At 71.2% G+C, this 13,262-nt stretch carries 10 protein-coding genes; 4 read left to right on the plus strand and 6 right to left on the minus strand.

Translation table 11 applies throughout. The features are described from left to right. Positions 1-7: 7 nt before the first annotated feature. Complete coding sequence (locus tag OG448_RS01535; protein ID WP_405550891.1) at positions 8-448, minus strand: Fur family transcriptional regulator; 441 nt, start codon at positions 446-448, stop codon at positions 8-10. Between the two features lie 299 nt (positions 449-747). Here OG448_RS01535 and OG448_RS01540 point away from each other — a divergent pair, with 299 nt between their 5' ends. Next, positions 748-1,908 (plus strand): acyltransferase family protein, encoded by a 1,161-nt coding sequence (locus OG448_RS01540; protein WP_405550893.1) that lies wholly within the window; start codon positions 748-750, stop codon positions 1,906-1,908. A gap of 58 nt (positions 1,909-1,966) precedes the next feature. Here the strand turns inward: OG448_RS01540 and OG448_RS01545 are convergent, their stop codons facing one another. From OG448_RS01545 to OG448_RS01555, 3 genes are all read right to left on the minus strand, one after another. Continuing rightward, a complete protein-coding gene (locus OG448_RS01545; RefSeq protein ID WP_405550895.1) occupies positions 1,967-2,209 on the minus strand; it encodes a chaplin family protein in 243 nt (80 codons plus the stop codon). Positions 2,210-2,504: 295 nt separating this feature from the next. Continuing rightward, positions 2,505-4,661, minus strand: a complete 2,157-nt coding sequence (locus OG448_RS01550) for a discoidin domain-containing protein (protein WP_405550897.1) — start codon at positions 4,659-4,661, stop codon at positions 2,505-2,507. Between the two features lie 200 nt (positions 4,662-4,861). After that, positions 4,862-5,953, minus strand: a complete 1,092-nt coding sequence (locus OG448_RS01555; protein WP_405550899.1) for a GNAT family N-acetyltransferase — start codon at positions 5,951-5,953, stop codon at positions 4,862-4,864. Between the two features lie 287 nt (positions 5,954-6,240). Here OG448_RS01555 and OG448_RS01560 point away from each other — a divergent pair, with 287 nt between their 5' ends. The 3 genes from OG448_RS01560 to OG448_RS01570 all read left to right on the plus strand — a co-directional run bounded on the left by OG448_RS01560 (position 6,241) and on the right by OG448_RS01570 (position 8,892). Beyond that, a complete protein-coding gene (locus tag OG448_RS01560) occupies positions 6,241-7,461 on the plus strand; it encodes a chitinase (RefSeq protein WP_405550901.1) in 1,221 nt (406 codons plus the stop codon). 119 nt (positions 7,462-7,580) lie between these two features. Beyond that, positions 7,581-8,351, plus strand: a complete 771-nt coding sequence (locus OG448_RS01565; RefSeq protein ID WP_405550903.1) for a polysaccharide lyase family 7 protein — start codon at positions 7,581-7,583, stop codon at positions 8,349-8,351. Between the two features lie 91 nt (positions 8,352-8,442). Next, entirely contained in the window at positions 8,443-8,892 is a 450-nt protein-coding gene (locus OG448_RS01570; RefSeq protein WP_405550904.1) for a hypothetical protein, read from the plus strand. A 60-nt stretch (positions 8,893-8,952) separates the two neighbouring features. On the opposite strand, the gene OG448_RS01575 is transcribed toward OG448_RS01570, so the two are convergent. Both OG448_RS01575 and OG448_RS01580 read right to left on the minus strand, forming a co-directional pair. Continuing rightward, positions 8,953-12,327, minus strand: a complete 3,375-nt coding sequence (locus OG448_RS01575) for a pyruvate carboxylase (protein ID WP_405550905.1) — start codon at positions 12,325-12,327, stop codon at positions 8,953-8,955. Between the two features lie 76 nt (positions 12,328-12,403). Continuing rightward, complete coding sequence (locus OG448_RS01580; protein WP_405550907.1) at positions 12,404-13,225, minus strand: hypothetical protein; 822 nt, start codon at positions 13,223-13,225, stop codon at positions 12,404-12,406. Between the last annotated feature and the right edge of the window lie 37 nt (positions 13,226-13,262).

Genomic DNA, 13,262 nt, shown 5'->3' on the forward strand with positions numbered 1-13,262 from the left:
CCCGGCGCTAGGAGCGGCGGCCGGTGGAACAGTCGGAGCAGACGCCCCAGTACACGACTTCGGCCTCGTCGATGACGAAGCCCCGGTCGTCGGAGGCGGTCAGGCAGGGCGCGTGGCCCACCGCGCAGTCGACGTCGGCGACGGCACCGCACGAGCGGCACACGGCGTGGTGATGGTTGTCGCCGACGCGCCCCTCGAACCGGGCGGCGCTGCCGGCCGGCTCGATGCGGCGTATCAGACCCGCGGCGGTGAGCGCGTGCAGGGCTTCGTAGACGGCCTGTACGGAGATGTGACCCACTCGCTCGCGGACCTGGGAGGCGATCGCCTCGGCACCGAGGTGGTCACCCTCGCGGACGGTCTCCAGCAGCGCGACGCGGGCCGCCGTGACGCGGAGGCCCGCACCGCGCAGGTCCGCGGCGGCGGTGGTCGGAGGCTGGGATGCGGTCATGGGTGAAACCTACCGCCATAAACACGAGAGATTCAAGAAAACGAGCCGTACAAGTTTTTGACTTCTTAGAGTTACTGGTCGACACCGTTACATACCGAACAAAACGGAACCCGAGGTGGTGCTTCCCAGCCAGGGCGGTGCTCACTCGTCCGGGTGCTCCCCGCCCGCCATCCGTGGCAGGGCGGAGGCTCTCTCGTTCGGCAGCAGTGTGATGTTTCCGGCATGACGTGAATGTCGGGGCGCGGCAGGGCAGCAGTCCCCTTCATGCCCCACGCGACTCTCCAGCGGCAGGTGATCGGATGACCACGGCGACGACCCGGACGCCCCGGACGCCGCCCTCACGGCCCGACGCGGCCGGCGCCCCCTCCCCACCGGACGGCGTCAGACCCTCGCTGCCCTCGCTCACCGGACTGCGCTGGGTGGCGGCCCTGCTGGTGTTCGGACTGCACATCAACAACTTCGGCTACCTCGGCGGCCAGGCCGGACGCCTGGTGTCCTGGGCCTTCACGCCCGGCGGCACCGGGGTGTCGTTCTTCTTCATCCTGTCCGGCTTCGTGCTGACCTGGTCGGCCCGGCCCGGCGACCGGGCCCCCGGCTTCTGGCGGCGGCGGATCGCCCGGGTCTACCCGGTGCACCTGGCCACCGCCCTCCTCGCGGTCGCCATCGCCTTCGTCATGGGCAAGCCGGCGCTCCCGACCTGGAAGCAGACCCTGGCGAACGTGTCGCTGGTGCACTCCTGGTGGCAGCCCTGGTGGCAGACGCTCAACCCGGTGAGCTGGTCGCTGGCCTGCGAGGCGTTCTTCTACGCGCTCTTCCCGGCCCTGTTCTGGCTGCTGCGCAGGCTGGGCGCGCGCGGCACGCTGGTCCTCGGCGGCTTCGCGGCGGTGGTCGCGCTGGTCCTGGCCTGGGCGGACGCCCATCACTGGCTGAACCAGCCGATGTACTCGCTGCCCGTGGCCCGGCTGCCGGAGTTCGTGCTCGGCACGGTCACCGCGCGCCTGGTGCTGCTCGGCCGCTGGCGCGGCCCCGGCCTGGAGGGCTCGCTGGCCCTGGCCATCCTCGGCTACTTCCTCGTCCCCCAGGTGGCGCCCGGTTACGCGGCCACGTCCTGCACCCTGGCCGGGTTCACCCTGCTGATCCCGGCGGCGGCCGTGGCCGACCTGCGCGGGGTGCCCACGCTGTGGCGGGGACGGCGGCTGGTGCGGCTCGGGGAGCTGTCGTTCGCGTTCTACATGGTGCATCTGCTGGTGCTGCGTGCGGGCATCTCCGTCCTGGGTGACAAGCCGCGCTTCGGCGCCGCGGCCGGGATCGGGGTGACCGCGGCCGCGTTCGCGGTGTCGCTCGGGCTGTCCTGGGCGCTGTTCGAGGGCGTGGAGCGCCCGGTACGGCGCCTGCTGCTGCGGGGCGGCCGGGGAAAGGAACGGCCCGCCGTCCGCAAGGAGCCGGTCGCGGCCGACTGAACCACGGCAGCCGGGTGCCGGTCCCTCCTGGAGGGACCGGCACCCTTCGCATGCGGCGTCAGGAGTTGGCGCAGATGTTGCCGAACGCGGGATTCAGCAGGCCCACGACGTCGATCGTGTTGCCGCACAGGTTGACCGGGATCTCCACCGGCACCTGGATGACGTTGCCGGAGGCGACGCCGGGGCTGTTGGCGGCGGCACCGGTGGTCGGGTCCGGGTCGGCCGCCTGGGCCGCCGTGGCGCCGGAGAGGGCAAGGGCGCCCGCGAGAACGGCGGTTGTAGCAAGCTTGCGCATACGCATGAGGTGCCTCACTGAATCGGGGGTGGGGACCCCTCCATCACATCGGCAGCTCGGGCGGTGCGCCCGCCGAGGTACTCCGTTCGGGCGGCAGCCCCCGGCCCGGGGCCGTCCGAGGCGGGAGCGGGACGCTCCCGGTGGGTGAAGCCGGCCCGGCCGTCCAGGAGTTGACCTGGACGGCCGGCCGCTCGGACGCCTGACCGGGCCGGGGGCCGTGCCGGAGGGCCGCGCGGCCCTCCGTGCACGCCACCCTAGGCGCGGCTCGCGGACCCCGCCTTCCGGGCTCCGCGCACCCTCGCTACGGGAACTGGGTGATCTTGGAAGGGACGGTGTCCGACCCCGAGGTGGGGGCCCCGGTGTTGTTGACGACGTGGGCGTACTGGCCCTTGCCGCCGAGCGAGATCACCAGGATGTCGTGCAGCTTGACCCCGGAGTTCACCGGGACCTGGAAGCCGTGTGCCTGGACGATGGAGGAGTCCGTGGTGAAGTTGCAGTAACTGCCCAGCCCCCATGCCTCGTGCGAGGTGACCGAGTCGGCGACCTTGTAGGCCGCGTAGCCGACGATGCCGTCATGGGTGATGGCGGCGGAGTTGGGCACGTCGTACGCCTTCTCGTTCTGGAAGAAGATCGTGCGACCGCGCTGGCCGGCCCAGTACACGTCGTACTTGTTGTAGTGCTCGACGAACAGGCCGGTGGCCAGGACGTCGTTGCCGTTCACGCGCAGGCCGTAGTCGGCGCGGTTGGTGTCCCAGCCCACGCCGCTGCCGTGGTCGGCGCGCCAGAGCCAGGTGTGGTCGATGATGACGTTGTTGCTGTTGACCACGACCGAGTTGGTGGCGAGACCGGGTCCGGCACCGCCGATGCGCACGAACACGTCCTGCATGGTGGTGGGGTTGGCCGAGTGGTCGGCGGTGGAGCCGGCCGGGCCGATCCGCAGCAGGGTGTCGGAGTTGGCGCTGCCCGCGTCGATGAGGAACCCGGCGAGCTTGACGCCGTCCACGTCGGCCACGTGCATGGCGTCGACGCCGCCGTCCGGGACGATGGTGGCGAGGCCGAGGCCGAGGACCACCGTGTTGGCGCGGGTGACCTCGATGGCCCGGTCCAGGTGGTAGACACCGGGCGTGAACAGCAGGTTGAGGCCCTGGGCGAGGGCGGTGTTGATGGTGGCGGCGGTCGCGCCGGGCTTGACCACGTAGAACTGGTCGAGCGGCAGCGCGGTCCCCGCGTTGGCCGGCCAGGACACGCCCCGCGCGTTGGTGCGCTTCGCCGGAACGAACACCTTGTACGTGGAGCCGTCGAGGTAGAGGAACGGCTTCTCGCGGGAGACCGGGGTGTTGTCCAGCGTGGTGTACGGGCCGCTGTCGAAGTTGGTCGCGGGCGCACCCTGCACGCCGCTGAAGACCATGTTCCAGACGCCGTTGGTCCAGCCGCCGACCGAGCTGTCACGGGTGTACCACTGCTGCTGGGAGTACGGTCCCACCGTGCCGTCGATCTTCGAGTCGGCGATGTAGCCGCCGGAGGCCCAGCCGTAGCCGTTGGGCGCGAGGTTGAGCCCGCCCTGGACGTGGATACGGCGGAACGGGGCGGCCTGGGCGACGGCCCAGCGGTCGGTGCCGTTGACCGGGCGGATGGCGAGGTTCTCCGCCGAACGCCAGAAGTTCTGCGTGGCGTTGCCGTTGAACCAGCCCGCGTCGACGGTGATGTCACCGTTGATCTGCACGTCGTCGGGGTTGAGTCCGAGGCCGGAGACCGAGGTGTAGAAGCCGAGCTGGGCGTTGATGTTGTTGTACGTGCCCGGCTTCATCAGGAACTGGTAGCGGCCGGAGCCGAACTGGTTCGACTCCTGGCGGGAGAAGACGTCGTCGAACTTCTGCTGGAGGTTCGGCGTGCTCGGGTCGACGACGATCACATTCGGGCCGAGGTCGCCACCGCCCTGCACCGGCGGGACACCGGTGGTGCCGGTGTGCACGGCCATCTCCCACAGCGAGTAGCCGTACGTGGTGCCGCGGGCGGTCCCGTTGATGCGGACGTAGCGGCCGGAGCCGCTCACCGCGTACGAGGTGGTGCCGCCGGTGGCGCCGGTGACGGTCTTGAGCGTGGTCCAGTTCGTGCCGTCCGTCGAGCTCTGGAGCTGGAAGTCCTTGCCGTAGGCGGCTTCCCAGTTCAGGTCGATGCCGCACAGGTCCTGCACCGAGCCGAGGTCGACGCGGAGCCACTGCGGGTCGGCGAACGCGCTGGACCAGCGGGTGCCCGTGTCGCCGTCGAAGGCGGCGGAGGCCGGGGTGCCCGCGCTCTCGGTGGACGAGGCGGTGGCGGGCCTGCCCTGCGCGGCGTTGACGGTGTTGCAGCCGGCCTGGGCGGCGTCCGTCGCGGCGACGGCCGGGGGTTGGAGGGTGGGCAGGGCGAGCAGTGCTGCCGTGGCGGCGAGCGCTGTCCCCAGGGATCTCAGTCTCATTGCGGCTCCCTGCGACTGCGGGACCGGGAGACCGGCCCCTGCTTAGTTCATGTTTTGATTTAAGGGATGAACCAAGCGGGCGCAAGCCTTCGGAAGCCAAATCCTTCGCGCACAAGGGCGTTCACACCCAGCGGCCGTTCACATCGGGGCGGGGCTGTCCGGACCATGTGCTTTGGTCCGGACAGCCCCGCCCGGTGAGGTCAGCGGCCCGGCCGCCCCTGGGTGCGCAGTTGACCCACCGTCTTCAGCAACCGATCGGCGGGCGCCAGCAGTTGGGGATGGGCCAGCACGGTGTTACGCAGTCCGCGCGCCGGCCGGCGCCACACCCGCTGGGCCACGGAGACCGGGTGGGGGCGGGACGCGAAGCCCTCGCCGACCCGGAGTTCACGGGTCTTGAGCCAGTCCTTGTACTCCTTGTCGCCCCGCCCGAGGTCGACCAGGGTCACCCCGCTGCGGGCGGCACCCTCGGCCGTGCGCAGGTGCATCATCAACCCCGGTGAGTAGTAGTGCAGTTCGGGGTCGTATGCGGTGAACCAGGCGGCCAGGACGGTGCTGGAGCGGGGCCCGAAGTGGGCGGCGACCGGGCGGTCGCCCGCGTACAGCACGGAGAGCACGCCGGTGAAGTGCTCCTCACGGACGTGGAAGAGGTGGTTGACCAGGTCCACGATCCAGGGGCGGGAGAACCGGTCCATGCGGCCGGTCCGGCGGTACTGGGCCGACTTCCACCGCATGAGGGTGCGCAGTACCTTCGGGTCGCGCTCGTCGAAGACGAACCGCACCTCGCCGATGTCCCGGCCGAGCCGGCGTTCCTTCTTCAGCGTCGTCTTGGCGAGTCCGGGGTAGGTGGCGCGCAGCCACTCCGGGTAGGTGCCGTCGCCCGGCTTCACGTCGATGACCGGTGAGGCGAAGGTGCCGGTGAGATGCGGGGCGAAGGGCCGCTGCTCCTGGACGAGATGGTCGAACTCGAAGATGCTGAGCCCGCAGGCGCGCAGCAGTTCGGCGGCGTCCCAGGTGACACCGGGCCGGTGCACGAGGGCCTGGCAGTCGGAGAGCCCGAGCCCGATGGCCCGTCCGGTGCCGAGCGGCCCCCGCTCGTACGGGAGGAAGCCGACCGGCTCACCGCCCTCGCGCAGGACCGCGATGCGTACGCCGCTCCGATGGCGGCCGACTCCGATGGCGAACTCCGGCGCGAGGAAGGGGTTGGCGTACTCGGGTGACTCGTCCATCGCCCGATGCCAGGCCCCGCGCAGCGCGGAGGTCAGTTCGCCGGGTCTGTGAATGGTGATCTCCACCGTGGTTCGCCCCGCCCTTCATGTGATCGCTCCCCCTCGCGCACCGCCGCTCAAACGTGGCGAAACAGTACGCACAGCGTCAAGGGTGCCTCAGAGGGCGGACGCTCCGCCACGGTTCCGCGCAGATCGACGGGTTCGGCAAGTCCCCTGCACAGAGGGGGCGTTCACTTACCGCCAGGTAAAGAGACGGTTTGGTCCAGTCCAAAGACGCGCATTGGACTAGACCAAGCTGGGCGCCGTCCACGAGTCTGGCACTCCCCCCTCCCCCACCCCTCTGGAGGCTCGTAGTGAGACGACTTCGGGCATGTCTGGGCGCGGCGGCCGCCGTCACGCTGGCCGCGGCCGGCACGACGGCACTGGTCGCGGGCAGCGCGTCCGGCGCCACGAGCGCGCTCGACAACCGCTGGTACGCGGCGGCCCCGTATCTGATGCCGACGGACAACGACCCGCCGAACGCGGCCGCCATCATGGACGCGACCGGCCTCAAGGCGTTCCAGCTCGCGTTCGTGCTGGCGCCTGACGGCGGCGGCTGCAGCCCCACTTGGGGCGGCACCTCACCCGTCTCCTCGGACACCGCTGTGCAGGCCGTGATCAACACCATCCGGTCCAAGGGCGGTGACGTCTCCATCTCGATCGGCGGGTACGGCGGCACCAAGCTGGGCCAGACCTGCGCCGATCCGGCGGCCACGGCGGCGGCCTACCAGCAGGTCATCACCAAGTACGGCCTGCACGCCATCGACTTCGACCTGGAGGAGCCGGAGTACGAGAACACGGCGGCCATCCACAACGAGATCGGCGCGGCCAAGATCCTCCAGCAGAACAACCCCGGCCTGTACGTCTCGGTCACCACGGCCGGCACGGCCGACGGCACCGGCTGGTTCGGCAAGCAGATGCTGCTGGAGGCGAAGTCCCAGGGCTTCACCCCGAACAACTTCTCCATCATGCCGTTCGACGGCGGCTTCAACGGCGCGGCGAGCCAGACCAGCGCGCTGGCCAACTTCAACGGCATCCTGCGCTCCACCTTCGGCTGGGACGAGGCCACGGCCTACGCGCACGAGGGCTTCTCGGGGATGAACGGCCGCAGCGACACCGGGGAGTACTTCTCCCAGGCCGACTTCCAGACGGTGCTGGACTTCGCCACCGGCCACCACATGGACCGCTTCACCTTCTGGTCGTTGAACCGCGACCGCCAGTGCACCCCGGCCGACAACGGCGGCCGCACGTCGGGGACTTGCTCCAGCGTGGCCCAGAGCGCCTGGGACTTCGCCAAGTTCTCGGTGAAGTTCGCCGGTGCCACCCCGCCGAACTCCACCCCCACGCCCACCCCGACCCCCACGCCCCCGAACCCCGGCAACTCCTGCAAGTCCGCCTGGAGTTCGTCGGCCGTGTACGTCAGCGGGGACGAGGTGTCCTACAACCACCACAACTGGAAGGCCAAGTGGTGGACGCAGAACGAGGCCCCGAACGGCTCCGACTGGGGCCCCTGGCAGGACGAGGGCTCCTGCTGACGTCGCGACCCCTTGACGGGCCTGGACCGGACCTTTAGCTTCACGGGTCATCGACGTCCAAGGATGCGTTCGGCGTTCAGCATGCTGAACGCATCCGGCCCGGCGGGAGGACCCCCCACATGATCCGTTCCCGGCTTCTCACGGCTGCGGCCGCGAGCCTCGCCCTCACCCTCGGCGCCTTCGGCGGCACCGCGCACGCGGCCGACCCGCACGTGGCGCCCGGCGGCAACTTCGACCTCTCGGTCTGGCAGCTCCAGGAGCCGGTCGGCTCCCCCGGCTCCCCCACCACGATCTCCTCGTCCCGGCTGCGCGGCGCGAACGGCTACCAGGACGCGTACTTCTATACCGACACCCGCGACGGCGCGATGACCTTCTGGGCGCCCGAGAAGGGCGTCACCACCCCGAACTCGAACTACGCCCGCTCCGAGCTGCGCGAGATGAACCGCGACGGCGGCGCCGCCGACTGGGCGCTCACCGGTACGCACCGGATGAACGCGACCCTCCGGGTGGTGTCGGTGACCAAGAACGTCTGCGTCGGACAGATCCACCTCGGCTCCGGCGGCTCCTCCACCAAGCCGCTGCTGGAGCTCTACTACCACGCGGACGGCGAGATCGTCCTGGGCACCGAGAACTCCCCCTCCGGCGGCCAGACCCCGCACACCGTGGGACACGTGTCCATGGGCAAGACCTGGACGTACAGCATCGCCGTGACCGGCGGGAACACCATCGAGCTGACCGTCAACGGCAGCACCACGCGCTACGCCATCCCCGCGTCCTTCAACCCGTACAGGCAGTACTTCAAGGCCGGGTCCTACAACCAGTCCTCCTCGGAATCGACCACCAACGGTGCCCGGGTCGCGTTCTACGGGCTGACCGTCCAGCACGGGTGACCCGCGCTCCCACCTGCGCGAGTGGTGCATTCGGGCGAACGGTCGTAGCGTCGGCACACGGTCGGACACAGCACGACAGGTGGGAGCGACCATGCGCGGATCACTGGTGGGAACGACGGTCAGCCTGGCTGCGGGAGCCCTGCTCACCGCGGCGATGACGACGGCGTCGGCCAGCCCGCCGACGGCCCCCGTGACACACCGGACCGCGCCCGTGCTCGTCGACTGCCAGTGGAGGAAGGACGTGCGCCCGGCCGACTTCATCCTGGCCTGCGGAGACGGCAACAGCCGGCTCAACGGGCTCAAGTGGGTGAAGTGGGACTCGGAGTCCGCCGTGGCCGAGGGCGTGAACGTGGTCAACGACTGCGACCCGTACTGCGCCAAGGGCATCTTCCGCTCCTACCACGTGACCGTGCGCCTCGACCGCCCGGCCGAGTGGAAGAAGAACCCGGACGTCAAGCGCTACACCCGGATGAGCGTGACGTACGACGACGCGCGCCCGAAGGGCTTCACGCAGACCATGGTCTACCCGCTCTGGGACTGATCCCGCCCGTACGCCGTCCGCTCCGGCCTCGACATGAGGGCCGGAGCGGACGCGGGCGGCTCAGGCCAGCTCGACCAGCAGGTCTCCGCCTTCCACCTGCTGGATGCGGTTGATCGCCAGCCGCGAGACCCGGCCCGCCTTCGGCGCGGTGATCGTCGCCTCCATCTTCATCGCCTCGATGGTGGCCACGGTCTCCCCGGCCGCCACCTCGGCGCCCTCCTCCACCGCGAGCGTCACCACCCCGGCGAACGGCGCCGCCACATGGCCGGGCTTCGAGCGGTCGGCCTTCTCCGTCACCGGTACGTCGGTGGCGGCCGAGCGGTCGCGGACCTGGATCGGCCGGAGCTGGCCGTTGAGGGTGGACATCACGGTGCGCATACCGCGCTCGTCCGCCTCGCCGACCGCCTGCAGCTCGATCAGCAGCCGCACGCCGGGCTCCAGGTCGACGGCGTACTCCTTGGCCGGGCGCAGGCCGTAGAAGAACGACTTGCTGTCCAGGACGCTCGTGTCGCCGTACGCCTGCCGGTGGGTGTCGAACTCGCCGGTCGGGCCGGGGAACAGCAGCCGGTTCAGGGTGGGCTTCGGGTCCTTCTCCAGCCCCTCGCGGTCCTCGGCGGAAAGCTCCCGCACCGGCTTGGCCTCGGCGCGGCCGCGCAGCGCCTTGGTACGGAACGGCTCCGGCCAGCCGCCGGGCGGGGTGCCCAGCTCGCCGCGGAGGAAGCCGATCACCGAGTCCGGGATGTCGAAGCGGTCCGGGTCGGCCTCGAAGTCGTCCGGCGAGACGCCCGCGCCGACCAGGTGCAGGGCGAGGTCGCCGACCACCTTGGAGGACGGGGTGACCTTGACCAGGCGTCCGAGGATGCGGTCGGCGGCCGCGTACATCGCCTCGATCTCCTCGAAGCGGTCGCCGAGGCCGAGCGCGACGGCCTGGGTGCGCAGGTTGGAGAGCTGGCCGCCGGGGATCTCGTGATGGTAGACGCGGCCGGTCGGGGAGGCGAGGCCCGCCTCGAAGGGGGCGTAGACCTTGCGCACGCCCTCCCAGTAAGGCTCCAGCTCCTCGACCGCGTGAAGGTCGAGTCCGGTGGGGCGCTCGGAGTGGTCGGTGGCGGCGACCAGGGCGGAGAGCGAGGGCTGCGAGGTCGTCCCGGCCATGGAGGCGACCGCGCCGTCCACCGCGTCGACGCCCGCCTGGATCGCGGCGAGGTAGGTGGCGAGCTGGCCGCCCGCGGTGTCGTGGGTGTGCAGGTGCACCGGCAGCGCGAACTCACTCCGCAGCGCGGTGACCAGCTTCGCGGCGGCGGGCGCGCGCAGCAGGCCGGCCATGTCCTTGATGGCGATGACATGGGCGCCGGCCTCGACGATCCGCTCGGCCAGCTTCAGGTAGTAGTCGAGCGTGTAGAGCCGCTCGGCGGGGTCGCTGAGGTCGGCGGTGTAGCAGAGGGCGACCTCGGCGACGGCCGTGCCGGTCTCCCGTACGGCGTCGATGGCGGGCCGCATCTGGTCGACGTCGTTCAGCGCGTCGAAGATGCGGAAGATGTCCACGCCGGTGGCGGCGGCCTCCCGCACGAAGGCGTCCGTGACCTCGGTGGGGTACGGGGTGTAGCCGACGGTGTTGCGGCCGCGCAGCAGCATCTGCAGGCAGATGTTGGGCACCGCCTCGCGCAGCGCGGCCAGCCGCTCCCACGGGTCCTCGGCGAGGAAGCGCAGCGCCACGTCGTAGGTGGCGCCGCCCCAGCACTCCAGGGACAGCAGCTCGGGCAGGGTGCGGGCGACGACGGGGGCGACCGCGAGCAGGTCCTTGGTGCGCACGCGGGTGGCCAGCAGGGACTGGTGGGCGTCGCGGAAGGTGGTGTCGGTGACGCCGAGCGCGGGGGACGCGCGCAGCTCGCGGGCGAAGCCCTCGGGGCCGAGGTGGACCAGGCGCTGCCGGGAGCCCGCCGGGGGCTCGCCCGCGGGGAGCGCGGGCAACTTGGCGACCGGGTCGAGGAGTTCGGGGCGTTCGCCGTGCGGCTTGTTGACGGTGACGTCGGCCAGGAAGGTGAGCAGCTTGGTGCCCCGGTCGGCCGAGTGACGGGACGTCAGCAGGTAAGGGCGCTCCTCGATGAACGAGGTGGTGACGCGTCCGGCGCGGAAGTCGGGGTCGTCCAGCACGGCTTGCAGGAAGGGGATGTTGGTGGCCACGCCCCGGATGCGGAACTCCGCCACCGCGCGCCGGGCGCGGCCGACGGCGGCCTGGAAGTCCCTTCCCCGGCAGGTGAGTTTGACCAGCATGGAGTCGAAGTGGGCACTGATCTCGGTGCCGGCGTGGGTGGTTCCGCCATCGAGCCGGATGCCGGAGCCGCCGGGCGAGCGGTAGGCGCTGATCTGTCCGGTGTCCGGGCGGAAGCCGTTGGCGGGGTCCTCGGTGGTGATCCGGCACTGGAGGGCGGCGCCGCGCAGGGTGATCCGGTCCTGGGCCAGGCCGAGGTCGGCCAGGGTCTCCCCGGCGGCGATGCGCATCTGGGCCTGGACGAGGTCGACGTCGGTGACCTCCTCGGTGACCGTGTGCTCGACCTGGATGCGGGGGTTCATCTCGATGAAGACGTGGTTGCCGTCCCGGTCGAGCAGGAACTCCACGGTGCCCGCGTTGCGGTAGCCGATCTCGCGGGCGAAGCGCACCGCGTCGGCGCAGATCCGGTCCCGCAGCTCCGGGTCGAGGTTGGGGGCGGGCGCCAGCTCGATGACCTTCTGGTGGCGGCGCTGGAGCGAGCAGTCGCGTTCGTAGAGGTGGATCACGTTGCCCTCGCCGTCGGCGAGGATCTGCACCTCGATGTGGCGGGGGTCCACGACGGCCTTCTCCAGGAAGACGGTCGGGTCGCCGAAGGCGGACGCGGCCTCGCGGGAGGCGGCCTCGATGGACTCGCGGAGCTGGGCCGGCTCCTCGACCCGGCGCATGCCCCGGCCGCCGCCGCCCGCGACCGCCTTCACGAAGACGGGGAAGCCGATCTCGTCGGCGGCGCGCACCAGTTCGTCCACGTCGTTGGAGGGCGCGGACGAGCCGAGCACGGGCACCCCGGCCGCGCGGGCGGCGGCGACCGCGCTGGCCTTGTTGCCGGTGAGTTCGAGGGTGTCGGCGCTGGGGCCGACGAAGGTGATCCCGGCCTCCTCGCAGGCGCGGGCCAGGTCGGGGTTCTCCGAGAGGAAGCCGTAGCCGGGGTACACGGCGTCGGCACCGGCACGGCGGGCGGCGGTCACGATCTCGTCGACGGAGAGATAGGCGCGGACGGGGTGTCCGGGCTCGCCGATCTCGTACGCCTCGTCGGCCTTGAGCCGGTGCAGCGAGTTGCGGTCCTCGTGGGGGAAGACGGCCACCGTGCGCGCGCCGAGTTCGTAGCCCGCCCGGAACGCGCGGATGGCGATCTCTCCGCGGTTGGCTACCAGCACCTTGCGGAACATCTGGGATTCCCTTCAGCCTGCCGGCGACGAACACCATGGTGTCAGCCACGTACTGCCCCCGTACTCCGCGGAAACACTAGGGGGTGCGCGCCCCGGTCGAAGTGCGAAAACCGTCACATTGACGTGCGCGCGTCGGGTCGGCCGGGATCACGGCCGAGGTGCGGGGGTCCGGGAGGGGAAGCTCGGGCGGGGCGGGGGGCGGGGGCAGCGGTCCGGGCCGGGACGTACGGGCGTACGGCAGGCGGAGGCGGCGGCCGCGCAGCAGGCCGAGGGTGATCGCGGCGGACACGGCGACGAGGTGCTCGCGCCCGGCGAGGTTGGGTACCGCGATGGACTCCCACACCATCGATCCGCCTGTCAGGGTGAAACCCACGGGGGCGCGCCGGACCACGGCCAGATAGGTGAACAGGCCCACGACGGCCGCCGAGGGGCCGGTGTCGAGGACGGCTCCGTACTCGGCGGGCAGACCGATCCCCCACCGGCCGGGGCCCAGCTCGATCATCAGCCGGGCGGTGAGGGTGCCGGCCAGGGTGGTGGCGTAGGCGATGGCCAGGGTGCGGGCGCGGCCGAGGACCAGTTCGGCGAGGGCGAAGGCCAGGAACAACTGGGTGATGCCCGCCCACACCGGCAGGTCGAGCGCGGGGACGTACAGCGATACGGGGGTGCGCAGCAGGGAGAGCCAGAGGGGGAGGTCGGCGGTGACGCCGCCGAGCCGCCGGACCCAGGTGGCGCCGACGGGGCGCTGGGCCAGGTCGTGGAAGAGGATGACGCCGGACGCGGCCACGAAGGCGAGGAGCAGCCCGGACAGTCCGCGGTGTGCGAGGCGGCGTACCGGGTCCACCACGATGGCGTGCCATTCGCCGCGCAGGGTGCGCCCGGTGAACCGGGCCGCGCGCACGAGGAGGCTCCATGCCCCCGGTTCCCCCGCCACGTGC

This window comes from Streptomyces sp. NBC_01171 (assembly GCF_045039805.1).
In the GTDB taxonomy this organism is placed as follows: Bacteria; Actinomycetota; Actinomycetes; order Streptomycetales; family Streptomycetaceae; genus Streptomyces.